This is a genomic window from Brenneria nigrifluens DSM 30175 = ATCC 13028 (assembly GCF_005484965.1).
GTDB classification, from domain to species: Bacteria; Pseudomonadota; Gammaproteobacteria; order Enterobacterales; family Enterobacteriaceae; genus Brenneria; species Brenneria nigrifluens.
The window spans coordinates 3045775-3069899 of sequence record NZ_CP034036.1 but is presented as its reverse complement, the minus strand read 5'-3'; the positions used below and the strand labels follow the sequence as shown (position 1 = coordinate 3069899).

Sequence of the window (24125 nt, the reverse complement as noted above, 5' to 3'; positions counted from 1 at the left end):
GCGACCTAACGGAACGGCGGTTCGTTGAAGGTGCGCAGTTTGCGTGAATGCAGGCGGTCGCCTTCGGCGCGCAGCAGATCGATGGCGCAGATGCCGATTTGCAGATGCTCCGAAATGGCGCCCTCATAGAAGCGGTTGGCCTGGCCGGGCAGCTTGATTTCGCCGTGCAGCGGCTTGTCGGAGACGCAGAGCAGCGTGCCGTAAGGCACCCGGAAACGGTAACCCTGCGCGGCAATGGTCGCGCTTTCCATATCCACGGCCACCGCGCGGCTGAGATTAAAGCGCAGCGCGGAGGCCGAATATCTCAACTCCCAATTGCGATCGTCGGTAGTGACCACCGTACCGGTGCGCAGACGCTGTTTCACCTCCTCGCCGGGCATGCCGCTCACCGTTTTGGTGGCGTCATAAAGGGCGCGCTGCACCTCGGCGATGCTGGGGATAGGAATATCAGGCGGCAGCACCGAATCAAGAACGTGGTCGTCGCGCAGATAGGCGTGAGCCAGCACGTAATCGCCGATCGCCTGGCTTTCGCGTAGGCCGCCGCAGTGACCGATCATCAGCCAGGCGTGCGGCCGCAGCACCGCGAGGTGATCGCAGATGGTTTTGGCATTGGACGGGCCGACGCCGATATTTACCAGGGTAATGCCTTTGCCGTTGCGCGAAATCAGGTGGTAAGCCGGCATCTGGTGGTTTTTCCAGGCGAGGTCGGAAACGGAGCGTTCGGGATTGGCGGTTGCCGAGGTAATAGAGATGCCGCCGGCGCAGGACAGGGATTCATACGGGCTGTGCGCGTCGGCGATCTGGTCGCAGGCCCAGCGCACAAATTCGTCCACGTAGCGGGTATAGTTGGTAAAGAGAACGAACGACTGAAAATGTTCCACCGCCGTGCCGGTATAGTGGCGCAGCCGCGCCAGGGAAAAATCGGTCCTCAGCGCGTCAAAATGCGACAGCGGCGAGGTGGTGGTGGCGTGGAATAATCCGTCGGCGGTTTCATCGCCGATTTGCGACAGCTCGGTGGTGGGAAAATGCCGGGCGATCCCGGCGCTCATCGAACGGTCGAGGATAAGGTCGGATCCGTCCAGCACGTAGGGGAAGGGAATTTCCTGATGGGACGGCGCCACTTCAATGCTGGCGGCGTACTCCCCCTCAAGCAGGGTCAGCTGTTCGGTCAGATAGTGATGGAAAAAACGCGGGCGGGTGATGGTGGTGGTGTAGCTGCCGGGCCGCGTAAATCGCCCATACGCCCGGTGTCTGGTGTGGCCCGCCGCGACGCCGTCCCATTTGACGCGCAGCTCCGGATAGGCGAAAAGCCCCGCGGCGCGCGCCTGCGCATCGGGCAATTTCCCCTGGGTGATAAAGTCTTCAATCGCGTCGCGCAGTGCCGCAACCGCGCCATCGTACAACGCTTCCAGTTTATCAAGCGCCTCGGCGGCGGTGAGCCTTGTGCCGGATCCGTTGTTGCCCATATATCTTCTCCGTTTTTTTCTTGAGCTTCAGCGGTAGTGGGCTGAAGCGGTTAGCCCGTTAATCAACAGGCTAGCCGAAAACAGGCGCAAAAACGACTCTTCCGGTTCAGCGTTTTCCCCGACCCGACAGATTGGCGGCGCTGACCGCCAGCACCGACAGCACGGCCAGCGCCGCCGCGGGCGCCAGCACACCCCAAAAGGCCCGTTCGATATACGGCATGCCTTCCGCCAGCACGCGCCCCCATTCCGGGGTCGGCGGCGAAGCGCCCAATCCCAGAAATCCCAGCGAGGCCAGCGCCAGCGCGATACCGGGCAGGCGCAGCATGGCGTGGCGGAACAGCGGTCCGGCCAGCGCCGGCAAGACGTAAAACAGACTGCGGCGCACCGGGCCGACGCCGATTACCGGTAATATGCGAACATAGGGACGCGCAGCGATTTCGGCGACCAGCGCCGCGGTGTGCGCCGCCAGCGGCGCCCAGCTGACGGCGACCACAGCCAGCGCCGCCCCCGTCGAACTCGGGCCGTTGATGGCCGCCACCAGCAGGCCGGCGATAACCGGGGGCAGGGCATTGGTTACTTCTATCGGGCCGGTGCACAGACGGGGAAACAGACCGATAAACAGGCCGATGACCAGACAGGCCAGCGATACCGCCAACGCCAGCAGGCAGGTATGCAGCGTGCCGTGGGCGACGCGGGCCAGCAGGTCGCGCCCCATGGCGTCCGCGCCGAACGGCAGCGCAAAAGAGGGCGCCTGCAGACGCAAAAAGGCGGAGCTATAGGGATCGCGCGGCAGCCCGGCGATCAACAGCAGCGCTAAAAGCAACAGGCAGAGCAGCGGCAGCCAGACGGCGTAACGCGACGCCGTCACCTGGTTTTCTTGCGGCACCGGCATGGCGCCGTTATGCAGCGCGCGGCCGAGGATCAGCAGCCGTACGCCGGCGGCGGCCATGCCGGCGATTGAGGCGATAGTCAGTAAAATAAGCACGCCGGTCTGCAGCGCGGGCAGATCCTGCGCCGCCGCCGCCCCCAGCGTGGCCCTGCCCAGGCCCGGTATGGCGAAAACCTTTTCCACCGCTATCGCGCCGCCGGTGAGTGAAACCAGCACCAGCCCCACCAGCGGCATCACCCCCGGCAGGGTGCGTTTCAGCACCGCCAGCGCAATGTGGCGGCGGCCGACGCCCGCCACGCTCCAGGTCATCAGCCAGTTTTCGCTAAAGGTGGCCGACAGCGCGTCGGCGATAATCCGCCCCAGGTAGCCGCCGGCGGGAATGCCCAGCGCCAGAGACGGCAACACCGCATAGTGCAGCCCCTGCCAGCCGTAGGGCGGGAACCACCGCAGCCACACCGCGCCGACAATCAGTAAAAACGACGCCAGCAGAAATTCCGGCAGCGCGGTGAACATGGCGGCGAACAGGCCGTTGGAGCGGCGAATCCGGCCGTGTAATCCCTGGAGGAACGTGGGGGCGCACAGCAGCGCCGCCAGCGAAAAGGCGACCAGCGCCGCCGAGGCCATCAACGTCAGCGAGACGCCCGCCGCCTGCAGCATTCCCGGTAATACCGGCCGGCCGGATACCCACGAATAACCGGCGTCGCCGCGCAGCAGTCCGCCGATCCAGTTCGCCAGCAGTTGCAGAGGCCCCTGATCCAGCCCCAGCGACTGGCGGATCGCATTTAGCGTTTCCGCCGTGGCTTCCTGATCGCCGGAACGGGCGCGCAGCAGCGCCAGCGCCGGATCCTGACCGGATAACCAGGGCAGTACGCCAATCAGCGCGACGATGGCCGCCAACGTCAGCAGGCGGGAAAAAAACGGTATCAGCATGCCGTAGCGCGGGTGGCGCATGCGGCTGACGCCGGCGCAGGTGCGGCAATAGATTTGCTCACTCATGACCTTGTTTCACCCATTACTCGGTTTTGGTCGGCGGTTCGATGCGGGTGGCGCTGTTGATCAAGACGCGTTCGCGCGGGTCGCGCAGCGCATCCTTCACCCGCGCGCTTTCCCCCTGAATAACCCGTTCGTGCAGCAGCGGAATGGCGGCGTCGCTGGCCAGAATCAGATTCTCCGCCCGCATAATCGCCTGGCGCCGCTGATCGCCGGCCGGGATGGCCGCCGCCTGTTGCAGGGCGCCGTCGATTTCCGGACGGCAAAGCTGGGAAATATTGAAAGATCCCTCGCAGGCGAAGTCGCTGTAGAGATAGGCGACGGGATCGCCGGAATCCAGCACCGTGGCGCGCGACAAAATAAAGGCATCGAATTTGCCGGCCAGCGCATCGGACTCGATCTGCGAATATTCGCGCACCACCTGTTTTACCGTAAAACCGGCGGCGGTGAGCTGTTGCGCCAGATAGACCGCCACTTCCGGCAGTTCGGCGCGGTCGCTGAAGGTCGCCAGCGTGATGCTTACGCCATCGGGCGCCGCGGCCGTTACCGGGGCGGCGACGGGCTGGCGCAGCTCGGCGGCCCAGGGCAGCGCCGGGCCGAGCAATCCCTGCGCCGTGTCGGCGCGTTTCTCATACACGTTATCGACCAACTGCCGGCGATTGACGGCGTCGCGCACCGCCGCGCGCAGCGCCGGATCCTTCATCGGCCCCAGACGGGTATTGAGATAGAGGGTATTGGTGCGCGGCATCGGCACTTCGTGCACCAGGTTTTGATCCAGCAGCGGCGCCTGCGATACCGGGATCGCTTCAACGATATCCGCCGCGCCGGTGCGCAGCGCGGCGGCGCGGGCCGGGCCGTCCGGCACAAAGCTGACGTCAATGCCGCTCGCCTGCGCCTTTTCCCCCCAATAGCCGTCGAATCTGTCCAGGGTGGCGCCGCTGGTGCCGTTTACGCTGCGCAGCACAAAAGGACCGCTGCCGGCATTTTGCGGGTTGACCACGCCGTTTTCGCCGTAAGCATTGGCGGACAGAATAGCCAACTGCGGACTGGAGAGCCGCTGGGGCAGCAGCGGATCCGGCTGGGCGGTTGACACCAGCACCGCGCTATCGCCCTCGGCGACCACGCTCAGTTGCACGCCGTCGAGAATACGCGGTTTGGGCGCGGCGCTGGCGGCCACCGTCAGCGCGTTGACCACGGTCGCCGCGTTTAGCTCGGTGTCGTCATGGAAATGCACGTCGGGGCGCAGTTCAAAACGCCAGGTATGGTCGTCGATTCGCCGCCAGCGGGTCGCCAGGGCGGGCTGGGCTTCACCCTGCGCGTCCAGCACCACCAGCGTTTCCGCCGTGCTCCAGCGCGATAGTTTAAAGGCGTCGTCGCTCAGCGGCGTCAGGCCGGAGCGCGGCGGTTGCAGCATCGCCAGTTTCAGGCGGCCGCCGTTATCGGCGGCGGATTGATCTTCCGCTTCGTTGAAGCAGCCGGAAAGCAGCAGGGCGGCGCAAAGCAGGCCGCAAACGGGATGGAGAGGGCGTACGCGCATCGGACGGTCCTTATCAATTTTGAGGGGAAAGGGGGGTAAACGGACGGCAAATCAGCACCATCGCCAGCGAACTGCACAATGGAACCGCAGCCAGCATCAGCCAGGGAACCGCCGCCTGCGGCGAGGGCGTCAACGCAAGGTCGAGCAGTCCGCCAAGCAGGAAATTGCCCACCAGCACCGCCAGTCCGCCCATGGACGCCAGCGCGCCATAGTGCGCGCCGAGGTTATGGTTATTGGCGAAGCGGGGGATGAGATCCATACCGACGGGAACGATCAGCATCTGCCCCAAAGTCAGCAGGGTAATCAGTGAGACGGCGGGCAGTAAGCGTAGCCAGCCTTGCGGCGGAACGCCGGGGGCGAACAGCGCCACGCTGACGAAAGAGGCCGCCAGCAGGGCGAATCCCAGCGGCAGCATGCGGGCGGCGCCGTGGCGGCGGGCAAAACGCGCCAGCGGCAGTTGCAGGCCGATCACCAGCAGCGAGGCCAGCACAAACAGCGGACCGAGATCTTTTTCACTGCCGCCGGCGCGGTGCAGCTCCACCGGCAGCGCCAGATAGAGCTGGTTATAGCTAAACAGGTAAGCGCTGTAGGCGATGATAAACGCCACAAAACGGCGCTGACGAAAAGTTTGCCACCAGGGGGCGATATGCAGGGCGGATTGGTTGCGCGGCGTGGCGGGCAGGCTGAAAAACAGCACCAGCAGCGCCAGTAAAAATACCGCCGCGCCGGCCAGCGCCACCCGCTGAAAGCCGAATCCGGCCAGCAGCGAACCGAGCAGCGGCCCGAGCACCGCCCCCAGTTCGCCGCAGATGGCGAACAGCGCGAACCATTCCGACCGGCTGCGTTTTCCCTGTTTTTCGCTGTGCGTCCCGGCCTGCGCCATCAGCGCTTCAATGGCCGGCGAGAACAGGGCGCCGCCGACGCCGGTCAGACAGGCGCCGAGGATAATCGGCCAGAGCGAATCGGCCAGCGCCAGCAGCAGGTAGCCGGCGATACGCACCACGCAGCCGCAGAGAATGATGCCGCGCGCGCCGAAGCGATCGGCCAGCGCGCCGCCGACCAGAAACATGCCCTGCTGCGAAAAGGTTCTTAAGCCGATAACCAGCCCGATCGCCCAGCCGGAAAGCAGCATATCGTCACGCAGGAAGATGGCCAGAAAAGGCACCACGGCATAGAAGCCGATGTTGAAAACCAGCTGGCTGCCCAGCAATAACGGCGGATAGGGTCGCGGTGCGCGATCGGCGCTGAGGTCTGACATAGAGGTTATCCGTTCAAAGAGGTAAAGAAGGGATGGCTTGTAATAACCGGCGCGTATGCCGGTGCCGTGGCGACGCCAGCACCTCGGCCGTGGGACGATCTTCGATAATGCGCCCATCGTCCATGACCAGCATGCGTTCGCACAAACCGGCGATTATTGATATGTCATGCGACACCATCAGCAATCCCATATTATTTTGCGACGTAACCTGCTGTAGCAGGGTTTTGATCTGTTCGCGCAGCGGTAAATCCAGTCCGCTGATCGGCTCGTCGGCCAGTAAAAAATCGGGGCGCGTCACCAGGGCGCGGGCCATGGCGACGCGCTGGGCCTGCCCGCCCGACAGCAGCCCGGCGGGTTGCTCCAGCAGGCGGGCGCTCAGGCCGACCTGATCCAGCGCTTCCCGTACCGCCGACGCGATATTTTCGCCGCTGCGCAGGCGTTGCAACGGTTCCGCAATCAGCGCGGCGACACGCTGGCGCGGATCCAGCGAGCCGGCGGGGTCCTGCGGAATGTACTGGACGCGGCGGCGATACCACAACAGCGAACGGACGGAACCCGGCCGCACCCGGTGGCCGTCGCAGTGTATCGTGCCGCTGTCCGGCGTGTCCAACGCCAGCAGCGTTTTCAGCAGGGTGGATTTGCCGCAGCCGGATGAACCCACCAGGCCGACGCGTTCATGGCGTTGCAGCGTGAGCGACAGATCGCGGAAAATGGCCGCCGCGGGGTCGGCCTTTTGCCATGGGAAACGCGGCGTCTGACGGTAGCGGCTAACGCCGTCCAGGTTTAAAAACGGCGTGGAAATGGCGTGAAGATGGCGGCTCATCCGGCAAGCGCTCCCAGCTGCGTGATGGGCAGGGCGGCATCGCCGCGGCGGGCGGCGGCGACCAGACCGCGGGTATAGGGATGCTGCGGCGCATTGAGCAGTTGCCGCATATCGCCGGATTCCACCAGACGGCCGTTTTCCATCACCAGTCCGCGCTGGCAAAGCTGCGCCGCCACGGTGATATCGTGGGTGATAAACAGCAGCGCGGGGGCGTTTTCTTGCGCATACCTTGCCTGTAACACCTGCAAAACCTGCTGCTGGGTAATCACGTCGAGCGCGGTGGTCGGCTCGTCCGCCACCAGCAGGCGGGTGCGCCCCAGCAGCGCCAGGGCGATGCAGATGCGCTGGCGTTGGCCGCCGGACAGCTCGGCGGGAAAGCGTTGCGGCAGGTTGGGAATATCCCCCAGGCCGATGGCGTCGAGCAGCGCGTCCAGTTCGGCCGGCGATGACGCGCCCAGCGCCAGCGACAGCTGTTTACCCAGTTTCATCAACGGGTTCAGCGCGGTGGCGGAGTCCTGGAATACGGCGGATACGCGGGCAGTGGCCGGGCGGGCGAGCGCCTTGCGGTGGGTGACGTCGGCGCCGTTGATCTCGATGGCGCCGCTTATCCGGCAGCCTGCCGGCGGCGTGCCGATGATCGCTCTGGCGGTGAGCGACTTGCCGCAGCCGGAGGCGCCGAGCAGACAAACGCTTTCTCCGGCGCGCAGGCGGAAAGTGAGATTGCCGACTTTGCTTTCCGCGCCAATGGACAGGCCAAGGTTGTTCACGTCCAGCACCGTTTCCGCCTGTTTGTCCCTGGTTGTCATTACATCGCTGCGCTATGTTGGGTGGTTTGATATGTAATAACATAACAAAACGGGTCGGGGTGATGCAAAGGAAATGTTTCCGGGAGGGGAAACATTTGGCTGCTTACGGTTTCAGTAGGAGGTCCCCGCCTACTACTGCGGGGATGACGGGGGATATTTTATCGCGGGGATGACGGGATACTCTTCATCGTCATTCCTGCGCAGGCAGGAACCTTCCCAATGGCGACGCCGCTGCTGGAGCAGATCCCCGCCTGCGCGGGGATGACGCCGAGAACGTGCGCCGATGACGCCGAGAACGCGCGCCGAATTTCTGCCCCTTCCGTCATTCCTGCGCAGGCAGGAATCTACCCAACAACAGCGCATCGTCTCAGAAACAGACCCTGCCTGCGCACCGATTTAGTCATCCGCGATCAAGCCCCATCAGGGAAGGGGACAATTCCCCTCACCGCACCCCCTCCAGCCATTGCCGCAGGGCGTGCGCCTGGAGTACGCCGCCGAGGCGCCCTTTTTCCTCTCCCTGCGCCAGCCACAGCAGGGTGGGGAGCGAGCGCACCCCGAGCTGACCTGTTAGCTCGGGATGATGGTCGGCGTCCAGATAGCGGCTGGTGATATGGCGATAGCCGTCCTCGTGGAGTATCGCCGCCAACTGGCGATACAGGCTCTTACAGTGCACGCACCGCTCCGCGCCGACCAGCACCAGTGCGGACTGCCCGCTGAGCGCGTTCCGCTCTCCCTCCTCCAGCGGCGCGAAGCGGGAGCGGTCGACGCTGAACAGTTTGGGGCTGCGTTTCAGATCCTCGCTGTCGGTGGCGACGCACAGCGCATCGGCGCTTTTTTTGTAGGGGCGCACGCCGTCGACGCGGATAACGCTGGCGAAGCCGGGCTGTGCGGCCCCCGGCAGGCGAAAACGGGTGTTGTCCGGCGCCTCCACCGGGATTTCCCGCGGACGGGGCAACTGCGGCACCCAGTCGTAGGGCACGCGATAGGCGCGATAGAGCATATTGGTGTTGACGGTCTTGCCCCAGTAGGGCGAGATATACTCCCACACGATATCGTGCTCAGCCGTCACCTCGAATATCCGGCCGTTGGCCCCCTCATTGATTAGCGTGTTGCCGTTGGGCAGGCGTTGAATATTGCTGATATAGGGGCTGTAGAAGCGAAACGCGTCGGTCGGGTGCGGGATACCGGCTTCGTAGGGCGAATAGCGCCAGACGATATCCAGGGTGAGCGGGTTGATCTCCAGTATGCGCGAGTAGTCGCGCCAGGCGTTTTTCACCCCGTCGGCCGAGGCGGGATTGGGAGCGCCGTAGCCCGCCCAGCCGCCGTTGTCGAACAGCAGAATATTGCCCGCGCCGGGCAGGCCGGCGGGGATCATATGGGCATGGTGCTGGCCGATAATCCATCCCAGATGTTTTAGTTCCGGGGTGCCGTAGTCCGGGCCGAGCTTCCAGACGATATCGCCGCTGGCTTTATCAATAATGGCGATAATATTGGACTCGCGCGCGTCCCAGATAATGTTGTCGGGGTGAAAACGGGCGTCGCCCCGGTCGAACCACGGGTTGGGGCCGAGGGTCGACATCGAGTTGATATGCATCCAGTCGCCCATGCCGCCGCCGCTTTTGCGCATGTTGGGATTATTATAGATGGCGCTTTTGGCCGCGTCGTCAAAGCCCAGTTGGTCAAAGCGATCGCTACAGCGCCATTCCCACAGAATATTTCCCTGCCAGTCCACCTCGATAATGGTGTCGTCAAGCAGCAGCTTGTCGCTGATACGCGCATTGCGCAGATTTTTATGCGCCAGAATCAGCGTATTGCCGCCGATGGCCTGCGGCTCCTGCCCCGGCGCATAGTAGCCCACCGGGTTGCCGCTGCGCTGGTAGTCATGGTGGGCGCGCGCCATCCACTCGACGGGCTGGCCGGGATCGCTAATCTGTTCATAGCCATTGAATTTCCATACGATATTGCCGTCCCAGTCCACCTGGATCAGGTCAACCATATCCTGCATGCCGTAGCGCGGATCGCGTTCGCCGCTGTGGCCGAGAATATAACCGCCGGGCAGGATCTTATTGGGGAAACCGTGCAGCCCTTCCCACAGACGCAGTTCGGCGCCGTTCATATCGATCAGCACCGCGCCGCTTTCCAGCGCCTGAAAGACGGTATAGCCGCCCCAGGATTTTTCCGGGTTATAGAGGGTGGTGCCGGTGGGGTAAACGGAAGGATGTCCCATTGCAAAACTCCAGTCAGAAAGTGGAAACGGATTCAACCGGCGCGGCCGGGGAATCGGGGTGCGTCAGCAGCGACAGCAGATGGCCGCACCGTTGATGAAATTCGTGGCTGTCGCGCTGGCGGGGATGTGGCAGCGCGAGCGTGGCGACGTGGCGGATGCGTCCCGGCCGCGGCGCCAGCACCACTACCCGGTCGGCGAGATACACCGCTTCCTCCACGTCGTGCGTCACCAGCAGCGTGGTGGTGCCCTGAGTCTGATGGATGCGCCGCAGCTCCTGCTGCATCTGCTGGCGCGTCAGGGCGTCCAGCGCGCCGAAGGGTTCGTCGAGCATTAAAATGCGCGGGTTGGCCGCCAGACCGCGGGCGATGGCGACGCGTTGCGCCATGCCGCCGGAGAGCTGGGCGGGCAGGGCGTCGGCGAACTCCTCCAGGTGAACCAACTGGATAAAGTGGTCGATCAGCCGTTCGCGCGTCGCGCGGCTCGGTTTATCATAAGCCAGCCCCAGGGCGATATTCCGGCGTACCGTCAGCCAGGGAAACAGCCGCGGTTCCTGAAACACCATCCCCCGCTCGCGGCTGATGCCGCGCACCGGCTTGCCGTCCACCAGAATGCGCCCCTGATAGTCATTATCCAGTCCGACCAGCATGCGCAGCAGCGTGGATTTGCCGCAGCCGCTGCTGCCGACGATAGCCACCAGTTCCCCGCTGTAAATGGACAGCGAAAAATCGTCAATCACCGTCAGCGGCCCTTCTTTTACCTGAAACTGCTTTTTCAGGCGTTCAAATTGCACCACCGGCGGCCGGCCGGTTTGGATGTCGCTCATAAGGATTCTCCTGCGTTGCGCCAGCGGGTCATGCGTTTTTCCAGGCTGAGGCCGGCGCGGTCGATGGCCGCGCCGGTGACGCCGATCAGCAGCATACCGCTGAGAATGGTGGGCATATCCAGCAACTGCTGGGCGTTGATCATCAGGCTGCCGATACCGATATCCGACGACATGAAATACTCCGCGCCGACCGTGCCGAGCCAGGCGTAAATCAGCGACAGGCGCAAACCGGCAAAGATGGCGGGCGCGGCGCCCGGCAGGATCAGCGCTTTCAGCCGCAGCGCCAGCGATAGTTGCAGCACCTGCGCCACCTCCTGAAGCTGGAGCGAGCGCCGACGCACGCCGCGGTGGCTGGCCACCAGCATCGGAAAGAAGGAGGCCAGCGCCACAAACACCACTTTGCCGGCTTCGCCGTTGCCTACCCAGGCGGTGAGCAGCGGCAGCCAGGCAAACAGCGCGATCTGGCGCAGCGTGGCGACGGTGGGGGTGAGCAGCGCGTCGGCGCGCGGGCTGAGGCCGAGCAGCACCCCGAGCAGCAGACCGGCGGCGATGCCGCCTGCTGCGCCCGCCAGCGCGCGCAGCAGGCTGTGGCGCATGGCGTCCGGCAGGACGCCGTCGGCGAATCCCTGAACCAGCGCGTGCCAGACGGCGGAGGGAGGCGGCAGCAGCGCGGCGTCCACCCAGCCGGACTGGCCGGCCTGATGCCACAGCGCCAGCAGCGCCAGCGGCAACACGACTCCGGCGCGACGGCGCGACGGCGCGGCGTTAAGGCGGCTGACCGGGGGGTGCGGCCAGTAGACCAGCCGCCGCTCCAGTTGGTCTATTCCCCACTCCATCAGCAGTCCGGCGGCGCCGATAACCGCGATGCAGACAAATACGATATCCAGTTGAAACAGCTGACGTCCCCACACCAGCAGATAGCCGATGCCCTGCGATGACGCCAGCAGCTCCACCACAATCAGCGAGACCCAGGCCTGCGACAGCGCCAGCCGCAGCCCGGTCAGCCAGACCGGCAGCATCGCCGGCAAGGTCAGGCGCATCAGCCGTTGCTGCCAGGGCAGGCAGAGGGTGCGCGCCGCTTCCAGCAGCGAGGCGGGAATATTGCTCACCCCGCTCTGGGTGTGCAGCGTGACGGGGACGATCGCCGCTTTGACGATGACCGCCAGCTTCAGGCCGTCGTCGATGCCGAACAGCACCATAAATAGCGGGATCCACCCCAGCGTGGGAATTTGCGCCACGGCATACACCGTCGGGTGCAGCAGGGCGGCCGCCCGCGGCGACGCGCCCATCAGCGCGCCCAGCGCCGTACCGGCGATCAACCCGGCCAGCAGGCCGCTGAACAGCCGTTGCAGGCTAACCCACAGCTGCGACAGCAAATCGCCGCGCCACAGTTCGGCGGCGGTGCGCATCACCGTGGCGGGTGCGGGAAGGATTTGCGCCGGCATCCAGCCCTGGCGGCTGCCGACGTACCACAGCAGTAGCAGCATCAGCGGCGCCGCCAGAGGATACCACGCGCTTGCCGGCGGCCGGAAGCGCGTGGGCGGAGAGCGTTTTAGCACCATAGCCTTATTCATTTTCTTGCGTGAAGCCAGTCGAAATAGACGAATAAAGGAATAAAAAACAGGTTTAGGCGCCGAACGCCAATGCATTAAATCGATTAGCGGCGTGCAAAAAACGCATATCCGGCGTCTTGCCGCCTGATGGCTGATTTATGCTTTTTTTTACTGAATAAATCGGGAAATGTTATTTAAGACGCGTATTCCCCCTTCGCTAGTTTGAGGCAATGTCCTGTTATTGGCGGAGAAAATAAAATAATGCACACGACGACACTACGGCGCGAACCTCGCCGGCGAGCGGCCATTTACCGTCTCGCCGGCGCCCTGATGCTGATCGGCCTGACGCTGGCCGGGACCGGCGCGCGGGCGGCGGAGAGCAAACCGACGGAAATCCGCATCGGCCTGCCCGACCAGAGCGCCGGCAGCAAACCCTTTATCCGCGGGCCGCTGGGGCTGGCGCATATCCGCCAGCAGTTGGAACAGGCGTTTGAGCCGCAGGGCATCAAAATCCGCTGGTCGTTTTTCAAAGGCGCCGGGCCGGCGGTGAATGAGGCGCTGGCCAACCGGCAGTTGGACGTGGTCTATCTGGGGGATTTGGCCGCCATTATCGGCCGGGCGGGCGATTTGCCCACCCGCGTGCTGGTGGGGTCGCGCGGCTCCAACTCTTATCTGGCGGCGACGCCGGAGTCGGGGATCCAACGCATTGCGGACCTGCGCGGCAAACGCGTCGCCGTGTACAAGGGCACGGCGGACCAGCTGTCGTTTGAGCGCGCGCTGAGCAGCGCCGGGCTGAACGAGCGTGATATCCGGGTGATCAATCTGGACTGGACCGCGGGTAAAGCGGCGCTGGCCGCCAGACGGGTGGATGCGGTATGGGGCGGCGTAGGGCTGCTGACTTTGCGCCGGCAGGGGATCAATATCGTCGCCGACAGCCGTTCGCTGGGGCGGGCCAACACCACCCAGGCGGCGGTGCTGGCGACGGAGGCGTTTATTCAGCGCTATCCGCAGGCGACCCGGCAACTGGTGGAGGTGCTGGCGGACAACGCCCGCTGGATCGCCGATCCGGCGCATTTAACCGAGTATATCGCGCTGATGTCGGCGCAGAGCCAGATCCCGGCGGCGCTGTTTGAGGAAGAGCTGCGGCCGGAGGAGCTGAATTTCCAGAGCTCGCCGCGGCTGGACGACTTTTTGCAGGCCAGCTTTGCGGACAGCATTCAGCGGGCGAAAGCCGCCGGTCTGATCCGCCGCGACTTCCCGCTGAACGAATGGTTCGACGGCCGTTTTGTCGATCGAGCGCTCACCGAGCGCCAGTGGGACAAGGTGTGGCCGGAGTACGATGCCCGCGGTCAGGCGCGGTAGTCCCGGTTTTTAGCGGCGGCAGGGGCTTTTACAGCTTGGAGATGCCGCCGCTGCGCTCGCAGCCACGCCATCAATGCCCGGCTGTCCATCGGACGGGCATACAGATACCCTTGCATATACCTTACGCCGCACCGTTTAAGATAGCGGTATTCATGGCGCGAGCTCACCCCTTCCGCGACCATATCCAGCGCGAGCCGTTTGCTGAGCCCGATAATGGCGTCGAGCACCGGGGTATCGTTGTCCGCGGTCCCGATGGCGACGACGAATCCCTTGTCGATTTTAAGATAATCCAACGGAAACATTTGCAGATAGGATAAGGAGCAGTGGCCGGTGCCGAAGTCATCAACGGCGATAATAAATCCCTCCCGACGCAGCAGCGTCAGTTTATCCGCCACATCCTGCTTATTGGCGATAAGGCTGCGCTCGGTGAGCTCCAGGGTGATATTCAGTTTGTGCGGCGCCAGCATGGTCGCAAGCCGGCGAATATCATTCACAAAGGCCGGGTGCTGAATATGTTCGACGGCGATGTTCACCCCCAGATGGAAGCCGTCGGGCACCTGCCAGTGTCTGACGTCGGCGGCCAGTAATTCGAACAGATGCAACGTCAGCGGGATAATCATTTTTTCGGATTCCGCGGCGGTGATAAACACATCGGGGCTGATGCTTCTGCCGCCGGGCCGATACCAGCGCATCAGCGCTTCCACGCCGACACAGCAGCGGGAAGTCATATCGTAGACGGGCTGGTAATGTACGCTGAATTCGTTAGTGAGCATGCCTTTGCGCAGTTCATCGCGCAGCGACATTTTGCGTTTTTGCCATGAACGTACGACGGAGACGAAAATCAGCGCGAGGATCAGCGCCACCGGCAGAAAGGTGAGGAAAGCGCGTCTCCACGATTGAATCAACTCGGACGCCGGCAGCGTGGCCCTGACCGTGATCGGGTAACGGGAGGAGGTTTTGACGTTGGTCAGTGGGGAGAACAATGGATGATTATCAATAACTTCCCGGCCTTGCTTAATCTGATAGCCATCGCCGAATTGTATCGTCAGCTGATATTGCCGGCTAATTCCCATCGCGTTCATAAAGTCGATCAAATACTGCCCGTCGACGATGGCAAAGGTGCCGAACGATGAAGCATTCAACCGGGCAAAGATCACCGCGGGGCGCTCCTGAACTCCTCTGGTCGCGCGCAGCGAAACATTCCAGGCGGCGGGCGGAGGGGAAGGCAGCGGATATTGCAGAATGTCGCTCAGAGGTACAAGCACGTCGCCGGATACCGATGAACAGTACAGGTTCGGCCCCAGGGTAAGGCCCAGCGAGCGAAAATAGGGGGACAGGGTTCCCAAGCGCACCAGCCTGGCGGAAACGAGAGCGCAGGAGTTTCCTTCGAACGTCCGCAGGGCGGACACCATGTCCCAGGCCTGCCGGCTGATGGATTCCGCCTGATGCACCATGACCAGGGCGGCTATTTCCAGATCCTGTTTTACGTTTTGTCTTGCCGTGATATAGCTGAAGATAATGCCCAGCAGAAAGGGGAGTAGCCCGACGATCATTAACGGCAATAGGTTACCGGGGGTGAAGAGATGCTTGGATTTTGCCATTACGTTGTCGTCGAATAGGAATACTCCGGGGATATACACAGCTTAGCAGAATATTTTTCTTCGTTTTGCCGCCGGCGGGCGCGCTCATTTAAGTGATCCACTTCAATTTTTTATCTCACTTGCCGAAATTTGTTATTTCCTTTGGCGAATCGTTGCCAGAATCGTTTGCAGCACCATTTGGCAGAAGCGGCTCGCAATACAACAAGAGGAATAATCAATGGAACAGCTAATGACTGAAGGGGCGGTGCTGGCGCCGCAGGCCGGCGTGTTCGACTCGCTGGATGAGGCGGTATACGCCGCGACGCAGGCGCAGAAAATGCTGAACAGCGTAGCCCTGCGCCAGAGCGTGGTCGCCGCTATTCGTCAGGCCGGAGAGCGGTATGCTCAGGTGCTGGCGGAGATGGCGGTAGCCGAAACCGGCATGGGACGGGTTTTCGATAAATACACCAAGAATGTGTCGCAGGCGCGCGGTACGCCGGGGCTGGAATGCCTGTCGGCGGAGGTATTGACCGGCGACAACGGTCTGACCCTGATTGAGAACGCGCCCTGGGGCGTGGTGGCCTCGGTCACGCCTTCCACCAATCCGGCGGCCACTGTTATCAATAACGCCATCAGCATGATCGCCGCCGGCAACAGCGTGGTGTTCGCACCGCATCCGTCGGCGAAAAAGGTGTCTCTGCATACCATCACCCTGTTGAACAAGGCCATCGTGACGGCCGGCGGGCCGGAAAACCTGCTGGTCAGCGTGGCGAATCCCGATATTGAAACCGCGCAGCGCCTGTTTAAATATCCCGGCATCGGCCTGCTGGTGGTGACGGGGGGCGAGGCGGTGGTGGAAGCGGCGCGCAGGCACACCGACAAACGGCTGATCGCGGCGGGAGCCGGCAATCCGCCGGTGGTGGTGGATGAGACGGCGGATTTAGCGCGCGCCGCGCGCGCCATCGTACGCGGCGCGTCTTTTGACAACAACATCATCTGCGCCGATGAAAAAGTGCTGATTGTGGTTGATAGCGTGGCGGACGCGCTGTTGGCGGAAATGCAGTGTCATCAGGCGGCGTTGCTGAGCGACGATGAGGTGCGGCGGCTGTTGCCGCGGCTGTTGACGGATATCGACGAAAATGGTAAAGGGAACGTCAGCCGGGAGTGGGTCGGCCGCGACGCGGCGAAAATCGCCGCCTCCATCGGCCTGAACGTCGGCGAGCAAACCCGCCTGCTGCTGGCGGAAACCGACGCCGCGCACCCGTTTGCCGTCACCGAGATGATGATGCCGGTGCTGCCGGTGGTGCGCGTCAAGGACGTGAAGGAAGCGATTGACCTGGCGGTGAAACTGGAGGGCGGCCGCCACCATACCGCGGCGATCCATTCCACTAATATCAACAATATGCATCGTATGGCCAGCGCCATTGATACCAGTATCTTCGTCAAGAACGGTCCCTGTATCGCCGGTCTGGGGCTGGGGGGCGAGGGCTGGACATCCATGACCATTTCCACGCCGACGGGCGAAGGAGTGACGTCGGCCCGTACCTTTGTCCGCCTGCGCCGCTGCGTGATGGTCGATATGTTCCGTATTGTATGATGCGCATCGGCGCGTGAATGGCAACAATACCCGGCGGCCAGGCCGCGGGATGGAGGAGGCGTTCGGGCGGCGGCGATTGGCGGCGATGGCAAGACGTTAATCCGCCCCGTTATGCTATAAGAGTGGTTGATATTGATATCGCTTAAGGAGCGTACGATGACGATAAAACGCCCCAATCTGCATGGTCTCGACGGCGTGAGTTATCCCGCGCAGGCAAAAGCGGCGTCGCTGATTGAAGATGAAAACGTGCATCAACGTTATACGCAGGATGTGTATGCGCAATCCTGCGCGATTACGGCATGGCAGCAGCTTTACGATCAAATTCATCCCGGCCATTTTCGCGGCGAGTTAACTGAGCTGCGGGTCGACGGTATCCAGTTCTGCCATGAATACACCAATCTGGCGTTACGCCAGTCCTGTATGGTGTGGCCCGATGCATTCTGGCTGGGTATTCCCGCCGCGCAGAGCGCGGCGGGCTTTATCGGTTCGCAGCCCATTGATGAACGGAGCATCGCGCTGAGTCCCGGCGGTAAGGAGTTCGAGCTGAGTACGCCGAATGAATACGCTATCCTGGGCGTGGTGATTTCTTACGACGCGCTGTTCCGGCATAACGGCATGCCGGCGGATCAGGAACGGTTCCGCCATCTGCTGCATCAACCGTCGGCGCTGATGGTGGAGCCGCACCAGAAAGCGGCGCTATGGTCTTTGGTGCGGCAGGCGCTGTACTACGGCTGCCGCGACCCGCAATGGATGCAAAACCGCCATGCCGGCAAGATGCTTAATGATAGTCTGCTGACGATGGTGATGGCGCTGCTGGAAAGCGCGGACCCGCTCCCACCGCGCACAACGAACCGGCGCATGGGCTATCGGCAACTGGTTTCCCGCGCGCGGGAATATGTGATCGAGCAGACGTCGGAGCCGGTGACGGTGCCCGATCTGTGCCGGGAACTGTATGTCAGCCGCCGCACGTTGCAGAACGCGTTCTGCGAGGTTCTGGGCGTCGGCCCGAACGCCTGGCTGAAAATGATCCGCCTCAACGCGGTGCGCCGCGAACTTATCAGTCCTTTTTCCCGCAGCCATACCGTCAAGGACGCCGCCATGCAGTGGGGATTTTGGCATTTAAGCCAATTCGCCAACGATTATCAGCGCTTATTCAACGAAAAACCGTCGGCGACGCTGCGTATGCGCGCGTACCACTGATCACCGAGCCCGGCATGCGCCGCCGCCGGGCGCGTGCTGCAAAGGTCGCAGAAATCGACTGAGGTTAGTGCGCACGAAACCCTCACTGCGCATACCGAAACCCTTTCCCAAAAAATTTATAGGGAGCCCTCAGCGCCGCCCCCGGATCGCCCCGGCGCCAAAACGACAAGGATAAACGCTTTGATAGCTTTCACATTTCGTGCGCGGTGATTTCGCTATAGTGTCGGATATGTATGGGGGGACGCTTTAAGGGGAAAAGTTCAACGATGAAAATGCAGCTTTTATACGAATTTATTCTATTGTCGGAATTGCTTAATTTCAGTAAAGCTGCGCAGAAAATGAATATGACCCAGCCGGTTCTCAGCCGTCATATGAAATCTCTTGAGGAACAGTTCGGCGTTGAATTATTCCGGCGCGATACGCACAGCGTCGAGTTGACATCGATAGGAAAATTGTTCTCCGGGGAAGCGCGTAAAATCATCTTTCAATATGAAAGCTCGGTATCCGTCGTTAACGCTTTTTCGGGCAAAAGCCGACGCCGCCTGACCATTACTTTTCTGGGGGAGGCTATTCAGCATGTGCTGGTCAAATTTCTCACCCAGTTCCAACAAAATAATATCGGCATCGCCGTAGATTGCCGGGACAGCGAACTGGATGAGGCATTGCTTTTTCTCGAAGGGCATACCTGCGATCTGGGTTTTTTAATTCGTCCCAATTTTTGGGAAAATAAAAAGTTTTGCAGTTTGTCATTTCAAACCGATCCGCTGTGCGTGGCGGTGAACAGAAACCATCCGCTGGCCGGGAGGGGGCGGGTATCATTAAGAGAAGTCAGCGAATGGCCGATTATTCGCGTCGATCCCCGTGAGTTCTTATTGGCTGAAGCATACAGCACCCGTTTTTTCGATTGCTATGATATTGCGTATACGCTGGACAAAGAATATCCCAATATTAAAACCTGCTGTTTTAATCTGGAATTCAGGGATCGGGTGGCATTGCTGATGCCCAGGCACCGCGGCTACTTACTGGGGAATAACAGTGTATTACTGGAGGTGATTGAAAATGACTACTGGTTTAATCTGGAACTGGTATGGGACAGTAAAAATACCAACCCCTGCATTCCGCTTTTTTTAAAAGAGTTTAAACAGTTTTTTAAAAATAAAAATCAGCCCTCCTGAATATATTTGATATCCCCCGCGCCTGATTAATACCATGTTATGGATGATTGTCAAATGTGACTTGCATCCCATTAATATCTTGTTTTTTATTATCTATTTTAAATAAAAATAGCCAAGCATTATGGTTGGCGCGCTTGTTTGTGATTGTTTTATAATGGAAAAATAATAATCCGTCATGATTGAATAAACGGTTATGTTTAAAAAACATAGCCGAAAAAATAAAAAGAATTTCTCCCGTTTAAATCGGGGTGTTACGTTTTTCCTGTCTGGAAGCATCAGAGGAAAAATGTGAATCACATCATTTAAATCGACGTTACTTCCTATAAATTCCGATCAATTAAAATAATGCCATAAAGAAGGAGTAAATCATGGTGATTAAAGCCAATTATGAGTCTGATGCCGGAAAACGCAAAGAAATGCCACATAAGGAATTGGGAACAATTCCCCATATGCCTTTTGAAGAATATTCGGAAAAGCTCAAACACTGCTTCACCATGAGGCGGAAGAACGGAATTCTTGAAGCTCGTCTGCATACCAACGGCGACAGCCTGCAATGGGGAGCGCCGGCGCATCAGGCGCTGCACTACTTCTTCGACTGGGCCGGAAGAGACCCTGACAACGAAATCATTATCCTCGGCGGCAGCGGCAAGGACTTTATGAAGGGCATCGGCCGGCTGGATGAGAACGGCAACTGGCTGCCGGCCACCGAGTTCGCCTCCGCGCCGGACGAAGCGTGGAAAATGTATGAATATCAGTATTATGACGGCACCAACGACATTGAAGGCCAGGTATTCGACGTCGAGGTGCCCACCATCGGCGTATGGAACGGCGCCGCTTTCCACACCGATCTGGTGCTGTTCAGCGATATCACCCTGTGTACCGAGGACGCCTGGACCACCGAGATGCACTTTCGCACCAACATGGTGCCCGGCGACGGTATTCAAATCGCCTGGCGCGAGCTGATGGGGCGCAAACGCTATGCCTACGCCGAACTGACCGGCGAAATCATCACCGCCCGCAAGGCCTTGGCCCTCGGCATGGTCAACGAAATCTGCACCGATACGGAAGCGACCTACGACCGCGCCTGGGAAATCGCCGAGCTGATCATGCGCACCGGCACCCGCGTGACCCGCCGTATCACCACCCAGATGCTGCGTAAAGCCTGGAAGGAAGATATCGCCAACGAACTGCGCGGCTCCTTCGCCACCGAAATGTTCGTTACCGCCACCGAGCACTCTCCACACGAAGCCAATTACTGGAGGTGGGCGCACGAAGAGGCCGAACTGGTCAAGGCCGCCGAGAAGAAAGGCAAGGTTATTCGTCCGCGCATCGGCGGCGGTCAGGAAGAAGACGAAATCAAGTAAGCGCCGGTCGCCCGCCTGTGGCCGCAACGGCGGGTATGTCTAGGTAACCTGTTGATTTAAAACTATAGAAGCAGTAAACGGGGAAAAACCATGAACACAGGCAACGACGTTATTATTTCCGCCGCCCTGACCGGCGCGGTAACGCCAAAAGAGATCAATGAACATATCCCACTGACTCCGGAGGAAATCGCCGCCGACGCCTACCGCTGTTGGCGGCAGGGCGCCGCCATCGTGCATCTGCATATGCGCGACGACCAGGGGCAGGGCACGATGGACTGCGACAAATTTGCCGAAACCATCCGTCTGCTGCGCGGCTACCGCGACTGCGATGTGATTATCAACTGCACCACCTCCGGCGATCATCGGGCCAGCGATGCGCAGCGTATGGAACACGTTTCCCGGCTGGAAGGGATTGAAATCGCTTCCTGGGACGCCGGCTCGTTTAACTGGATGCCCGGCGGCGTGTTTATCAATTCCCCGCAGTTCCTGGGCAAACTGGGAGAAATCCTCAGCGAACGAGGGATCAAGCCGGAAGTGGAGATCTTCGACAGCGGCATGCTGGGTGTCGCCGGCTATTTTGTCGAACAGGGCAAATTACGCGCTCCGCTGCACTATCAATTCTGTCTCGGCGTGCCGGGGGGAATGCCCGCCACGGTGGAGAATCTGAACTATCTGGTGGCGCATATTCCCGCCGACGCCACCTGGTCGGCCTTTGGCGTCGGCAAACACCATCTGCCGATTCTGTTCGCCACCCTGGCGCTGGGCGGCCATGTGCGGGTGGGTCTGGAAGACAACGTCTATTTCAGCAAAGGGGTGAAAGCCACCAATCCACAGCTGGTGGAGCGCGCGGCGCAGGCCGTTCGCCTGGCGGGCAAACAGGTGGCGACGCCGGCCGTCGCCAGAAAACTATTGGGGCTGCGTCCTCTGTAGCGACCCCTTTATACGGTTACATCGGGAAACGATTATGAAACAGGCAGTCATTGTGTCGGCGGCGCGTACGCCGATCGGCAGATGCCGCGGTACGCTGGCGCCGGTTCCGGCGCATATGCTGGGCGCGCTGGCGGTGAAGGAAGCGGTACATCGGGCCGGGATCGACCCCGAAAGCATTGATGACGTTATCTTTGCCAATTTAATGAATAATGAAATCAATAACATGGGGCGGATGGTGGCGCTGGAAGCGGGGCTGCCCATGTCGGTGCCGGGCATCACGCTCGATCGCCAGTGCGCCGCCTCGCTTAACGCGCTGGCCTACGGCGCGATTCAGATTATGGCCGGCTTCGCCGAGACGGTGGTGGTCGGCGGCGTGGAGAGCGATTCCCGGCGCACCTGGTCGCTGGAGAAAACCGAAACGGCGTATTCGGTGCAGCCGCCGCGCTTTGTGGATATCCATACCTCGCCGGATCGGCTGGGCAATCCCTCCATGGGCATCACCGCGGAAAATATTGCCCGGCGCTATTTGCTGAGCCGCCGGCAACTGGACGAATTTTCGCTGCGCAGCCACCAGTTGGCCGCGGCCGCCTGGCAGGAAGGGCGTTTCGACGCCCAGGTGGTGCCGGTTACGCTGCCGGATCGCCGCGGGCGGGAGATCGTGGTGCGGCAGGATGAGTCGGTGCGTCCCGACTGTTCGCTGGAGGCGCTCTCCGCTCTGCGCCCCAGTTTTTGCCAGGAGGGCATGGTAACCGCCGGCAACAGCTCGCCGATGAGCGACGGCGCAGGCGCGCTGGTGGTGATGGAGCGCTCGCAGGCCGAGGCGCAGGGGCTGGAGATCCTGGCGGTATTCCGCGGCTATGCCGCCGCCGGCGTGGATCCCAACTTTATGGGGCTGGGGCCGGTGCCGGCGACGGCCAAACTGCTGCGCCAGACCGGACTGGCGGTCGAGGACGTTGATCTGTGGGAGCTGAACGAGGCGTTCGCCGCCCAGTCCCTGGCCTGTATCCGCGATATCGGCATGGATCCGCAGCGGGTCAACCCCAACGGCGGGGCGATCGCGCTCGGACATCCGCTGGCCGGAAGCGGCGCCATTCTGGCCACTAAAACCGTTTACGACATGCAACGCCGTCACCTGAACAACGCCGTGATTACCTTTTGCGTCGGCGGCGGTCAGGGCGTTGCGGTCCTGCTGACGAGGGAATGATGATGTCGGGAAAATTCACTTCAATAGATGAAATCGCCGCGCTGTTTAAGGACGGGCAAACGCTGATGTGCGGCGGGTTCGCCAACCACGGCGTGCCGAATCGCCTGATTCAGTGCGTAATCGACAGCGGCGCGCGCCACTTCACCCTGATTTCCAACGATAGCGGCGATGCGGATCTGACCGTGGGCAGGCTGATCCACCACGGTCTGGTGGACAAACTGATCGCCTCGCATATCGGGCGCAATACCGAAACGGTGGCGCTGGTCGCCGCCGGAAAAATCGAGCTGGAGCTGGTGCCGCAGGGCAGCCTGGCCGAGCGCATGCGCTGCGGCGGTTCGGGGCTGGGCGGGGTGCTGACCAAAACCGGCATCGGCACCATGGTGGAGGAGGGCAAGCAGTTCGTCGAGGCGGATGGCGAACGCTATCTGCTGGAAACGGCGCTGCGGGCGGATATCGGTCTGGTGCGCGCGCGCACCGCCGATCCGCTGGGCAATCTGACCTATCGCGGCACGATGCGCAATTTCAACCCGCTGGTCGCCAAGGCCTCGCGCCTGACGCTGGTGGATGCCGATATGCTGGTGGACGTGGGCGAGCTCGGCATCGATTGCATCATCACCCCCGGCGCTTACGTAGACAAGATTCTGACGCTGCAAGGAGAACGCTTATGAACGCGCGAGATCGGATAGCCCGGCGCGCCGCGGCCTATTTTTTAGCCGGCGACGTCATCAACCTCGGCATCGGCATCCCCAGCCTGTGCAGCGACTACGCGCCTCCCGGCGTGATGTTCCACACCGAAAACGGACTGGTGGGCATGGGGCCGCTGGTGGAGGGCGTGCTGGCGGTGGAGGGGTTCTCCAACGCCACCGCCCTGCGTTTCGTGCCGGCGCCCGGCGCCAGTACCTTCGACAGCGCCGAATCCTTCGCCCTGGTGCGCTCCGGCAAACTGGCGGCGACGGTGCTGGGAGGATTGCAGGTGGCGGAGAACGGCGATCTGGCCAATTGGGCGCAGCCCGGCCGCGTATTCGGCATGGGCGGGGCGATGGATCTGGTCAACGGCGCGCGGAAAGTGATTATCACCATGGAGCTGTGCACCAAAAAAGGAGAGCCGAAGATTGTTGACTCATGCAGCTATCCGCTAACGGGCAAGGGCTGCGTAAACCATATCGTCACCGAGCAGTGCGTGATTGACGTCACCCACGACGGACTGGTGCTGGTGGAACTGCTGGAAGGGCTGACGCCGGAGGATATTCAACGCCAGGTTGAACCCCGGCTGCTGATCGCCGAACGGCTGGCAACTATGCAGGCTTAACTCACCACTCCCCGTCGGAACGTCGCGGAACA

General features: G+C 61.5%; 19 protein-coding genes. 9 read left to right on the top strand and 10 right to left on the bottom strand.

Translation table 11 applies throughout. The features are described 5' to 3' along the window. Positions 1-5: 5 nt before the first annotated feature. The 9 genes from EH206_RS14360 to EH206_RS14320 all read right to left on the bottom strand — a co-directional run bounded on the left by EH206_RS14360 (position 6) and on the right by EH206_RS14320 (position 12393). A complete protein-coding gene (locus tag EH206_RS14360) occupies positions 6-1466 on the bottom strand; it encodes an AMP nucleosidase (protein ID WP_009113545.1) in 1461 nt (486 codons plus the stop codon). A gap of 106 nt (positions 1467-1572) precedes the next feature. After that, entirely contained in the window at positions 1573-3351 is a 1779-nt protein-coding gene (locus EH206_RS14355) for an ABC transporter permease subunit (protein WP_009113544.1), read from the bottom strand. Positions 3352-3367: 16 nt separating this feature from the next. Then, positions 3368-4882 (bottom strand): ABC transporter substrate-binding protein, encoded by a 1515-nt coding sequence (locus EH206_RS14350; protein WP_009113543.1) that lies wholly within the window; start codon positions 4880-4882, stop codon positions 3368-3370. Between the two features lie 13 nt (positions 4883-4895). Continuing rightward, positions 4896-6140, bottom strand: coding sequence for an MDR family MFS transporter (locus EH206_RS14345; protein WP_009113542.1), 1245 nt, complete (start codon positions 6138-6140; stop codon positions 4896-4898). Positions 6141-6153: 13 nt separating this feature from the next. Then, positions 6154-6963 (bottom strand): ABC transporter ATP-binding protein, encoded by an 810-nt coding sequence (locus EH206_RS14340; RefSeq protein WP_009113541.1) that lies wholly within the window; start codon positions 6961-6963, stop codon positions 6154-6156. Then, positions 6960-7769 (bottom strand): ATP-binding cassette domain-containing protein, encoded by an 810-nt coding sequence (locus tag EH206_RS14335; protein ID WP_009113540.1) that lies wholly within the window; start codon positions 7767-7769, stop codon positions 6960-6962. The genes EH206_RS14340 and EH206_RS14335 overlap by 4 nt, the downstream gene beginning before the upstream one ends. A gap of 442 nt (positions 7770-8211) precedes the next feature. Then, complete coding sequence (locus EH206_RS14330) at positions 8212-9996, bottom strand: aryl-sulfate sulfotransferase (RefSeq protein WP_009113539.1); 1785 nt, start codon at positions 9994-9996, stop codon at positions 8212-8214. Between the two features lie 13 nt (positions 9997-10009). Further along, a complete protein-coding gene (locus tag EH206_RS14325; RefSeq protein ID WP_009113538.1) occupies positions 10010-10819 on the bottom strand; it encodes an ABC transporter ATP-binding protein in 810 nt (269 codons plus the stop codon). Next, positions 10816-12393 carry an ABC transporter permease gene (locus tag EH206_RS14320; RefSeq protein ID WP_009113537.1) on the bottom strand — a complete coding sequence of 526 codons (1578 nt, stop codon included), beginning with the start codon at positions 12391-12393 and terminating at the stop codon, positions 10816-10818. Before EH206_RS14320 ends, EH206_RS14325 begins: the two co-directional genes overlap by 4 nt. A gap of 309 nt (positions 12394-12702) precedes the next feature. Here EH206_RS14320 and EH206_RS14315 point away from each other — a divergent pair, with 309 nt between their 5' ends. Beyond that, positions 12703-13734, top strand: a complete 1032-nt coding sequence (locus tag EH206_RS14315) for an ABC transporter substrate-binding protein (RefSeq protein ID WP_136163906.1) — start codon at positions 12703-12705, stop codon at positions 13732-13734. Here EH206_RS14315 and EH206_RS14310 read toward each other — a convergent pair. Next, positions 13722-15335, bottom strand: a complete 1614-nt coding sequence (locus EH206_RS14310; RefSeq protein WP_009113535.1) for an EAL domain-containing protein — start codon at positions 15333-15335, stop codon at positions 13722-13724. The two genes, EH206_RS14315 and EH206_RS14310, sit on opposite strands and share 13 nt — an antisense overlap. A 217-nt stretch (positions 15336-15552) precedes the next feature. Between EH206_RS14310 and EH206_RS14305 the strand changes: the two genes are divergently transcribed. The 8 genes from EH206_RS14305 (at position 15553) to EH206_RS14270 (ending at position 24093) form a co-directional block, all read left to right on the top strand. Next, on the top strand, positions 15553-16911 hold the full coding sequence (locus EH206_RS14305) for an aldehyde dehydrogenase family protein (RefSeq protein WP_009113534.1): 1359 nt from the start codon (positions 15553-15555) through the stop codon (positions 16909-16911). Positions 16912-17067: 156 nt separating this feature from the next. Then, positions 17068-18111, top strand: a complete 1044-nt coding sequence (eutR, locus tag EH206_RS14300; protein ID WP_009113533.1) for an HTH-type transcriptional regulator EutR — start codon at positions 17068-17070, stop codon at positions 18109-18111. 266 nt (positions 18112-18377) lie between these two features. Continuing rightward, positions 18378-19286, top strand: a complete 909-nt coding sequence (locus EH206_RS14295; RefSeq protein WP_136163902.1) for a LysR family transcriptional regulator — start codon at positions 18378-18380, stop codon at positions 19284-19286. Between the two features lie 368 nt (positions 19287-19654). Further along, positions 19655-20650 (top strand): enoyl-CoA hydratase/isomerase family protein, encoded by a 996-nt coding sequence (locus EH206_RS14290; RefSeq protein ID WP_009113531.1) that lies wholly within the window; start codon positions 19655-19657, stop codon positions 20648-20650. Between the two features lie 90 nt (positions 20651-20740). Continuing rightward, positions 20741-21580, top strand: a complete 840-nt coding sequence (locus EH206_RS14285; protein WP_009113530.1) for a beta-keto acid cleavage family enzyme — start codon at positions 20741-20743, stop codon at positions 21578-21580. Between the two features lie 34 nt (positions 21581-21614). Then, positions 21615-22784: a thiolase family protein gene (locus EH206_RS14280; RefSeq protein WP_009113529.1), complete on the top strand. Its 1170-nt coding sequence runs from the start codon at positions 21615-21617 to the stop codon at positions 22782-22784. Between the two features lie 2 nt (positions 22785-22786). After that, on the top strand, positions 22787-23452 hold the full coding sequence (locus tag EH206_RS14275) for a 3-oxoacid CoA-transferase subunit A (protein ID WP_040343302.1): 666 nt from the start codon (positions 22787-22789) through the stop codon (positions 23450-23452). Continuing rightward, entirely contained in the window at positions 23449-24093 is a 645-nt protein-coding gene (locus EH206_RS14270; RefSeq protein WP_009113527.1) for a succinyl-CoA--3-ketoacid-CoA transferase, read from the top strand. The genes EH206_RS14275 and EH206_RS14270 overlap by 4 nt, the downstream gene beginning before the upstream one ends. Positions 24094-24125: the final 32 nt, after the last annotated feature.

Excerpts from the sequence above, each read along its gene's own strand:
- EH206_RS14275 (WP_040343302.1), top strand. The coding sequence starts at position 22,787 with ATGTCGGGAAAATTCACTTCAATAGATGAAATCGCCGCGCTGTTTAAG.
- EH206_RS14290 (WP_009113531.1), top strand. The coding sequence starts at position 19,655 with ATGGTGATTAAAGCCAATTATGAGTCTGATGCCGGAAAACGCAAAGAA.
- EH206_RS14285 (WP_009113530.1), top strand. The coding sequence starts at position 20,741 with ATGAACACAGGCAACGACGTTATTATTTCCGCCGCCCTGACCGGCGCG.
- EH206_RS14315 (WP_136163906.1), top strand. The coding sequence starts at position 12,703 with ATGCTGATCGGCCTGACGCTGGCCGGGACCGGCGCGCGGGCGGCGGAG.
- EH206_RS14330 (WP_009113539.1), bottom strand. The coding sequence starts at position 9,996 with ATGGGACATCCTTCCGTTTACCCCACCGGCACCACCCTCTATAACCCG.
- EH206_RS14305 (WP_009113534.1), top strand. The coding sequence starts at position 15,553 with ATGGAACAGCTAATGACTGAAGGGGCGGTGCTGGCGCCGCAGGCCGGC.
- EH206_RS14335 (WP_009113540.1), bottom strand. The coding sequence starts at position 7,769 with ATGACAACCAGGGACAAACAGGCGGAAACGGTGCTGGACGTGAACAAC.
- EH206_RS14360 (WP_009113545.1), bottom strand. The coding sequence starts at position 1,466 with ATGGGCAACAACGGATCCGGCACAAGGCTCACCGCCGCCGAGGCGCTT.
- EH206_RS14325 (WP_009113538.1), bottom strand. The coding sequence starts at position 10,819 with ATGAGCGACATCCAAACCGGCCGGCCGCCGGTGGTGCAATTTGAACGC.
- EH206_RS14350 (WP_009113543.1), bottom strand. The coding sequence starts at position 4,882 with ATGCGCGTACGCCCTCTCCATCCCGTTTGCGGCCTGCTTTGCGCCGCC.
- EH206_RS14345 (WP_009113542.1), bottom strand. The coding sequence starts at position 6,140 with ATGTCAGACCTCAGCGCCGATCGCGCACCGCGACCCTATCCGCCGTTA.
- EH206_RS14355 (WP_009113544.1), bottom strand. The coding sequence starts at position 3,351 with ATGAGTGAGCAAATCTATTGCCGCACCTGCGCCGGCGTCAGCCGCATG.
- EH206_RS14295 (WP_136163902.1), top strand. The coding sequence starts at position 18,378 with ATGAAAATGCAGCTTTTATACGAATTTATTCTATTGTCGGAATTGCTT.
- EH206_RS14270 (WP_009113527.1), top strand. The coding sequence starts at position 23,449 with ATGAACGCGCGAGATCGGATAGCCCGGCGCGCCGCGGCCTATTTTTTA.
- EH206_RS14280 (WP_009113529.1), top strand. The coding sequence starts at position 21,615 with ATGAAACAGGCAGTCATTGTGTCGGCGGCGCGTACGCCGATCGGCAGA.
- eutR (WP_009113533.1), top strand. The coding sequence starts at position 17,068 with ATGACGATAAAACGCCCCAATCTGCATGGTCTCGACGGCGTGAGTTAT.
- EH206_RS14320 (WP_009113537.1), bottom strand. The coding sequence starts at position 12,393 with ATGAATAAGGCTATGGTGCTAAAACGCTCTCCGCCCACGCGCTTCCGG.
- EH206_RS14340 (WP_009113541.1), bottom strand. The coding sequence starts at position 6,963 with ATGAGCCGCCATCTTCACGCCATTTCCACGCCGTTTTTAAACCTGGAC.
- EH206_RS14310 (WP_009113535.1), bottom strand. The coding sequence starts at position 15,335 with ATGGCAAAATCCAAGCATCTCTTCACCCCCGGTAACCTATTGCCGTTA.